We start from the raw sequence: 374 nt of genomic DNA, 5'->3' as shown, positions 1-374 counted from the left end.
ATCATCGCTAACGACCTTCCGAGCAGCGGCTATCATATTTACCGTCTGTTGATATGGTACAACAAAATCTGCCGTCCCCGCAAATGCTAGTATCGGTGGCATTGCTGGATTAAAATAAGTTACTGGATTATATTCTTTGACTTTATCCGGCACGTCTTTTGGTGCTTGTTTCTTAAACATTTGGCCTTCAAAAGACTCAGCCGTTCCAGTCTCTGGATACTTAGGTATCACACCACTTTCCTCAAACTGATCTGAAAATTTATCAAATTCATAGGGACCATATAAAGCGATAATTGCGTTTACCTTCTCAGATTGATCAGCAGCATCCCCAAATTCATGGTTTGACATGGCATTTATCGAGGCTGTAACACCAG

General features: G+C 41.4%; 1 protein-coding gene. It reads right to left on the bottom strand.

Annotated elements, in window-relative coordinates:
- Window positions 1–374: prolyl oligopeptidase family serine peptidase (locus CP370_RS09560; RefSeq protein ID WP_158227049.1), on the bottom strand; the 374-nt coding region annotated here is incomplete at both ends.

The sequence above is a fragment of the Lactobacillus sp. UMNPBX19 genome (genome assembly GCF_002553805.1).
In the GTDB taxonomy this organism is placed as follows: Bacteria; Bacillota; Bacilli; order Lactobacillales; family Lactobacillaceae; genus Lactobacillus.
The sequence above is the reverse complement of the archived record's forward strand: the minus strand, read 5'-3'. Positions and strand labels throughout refer to the sequence as shown.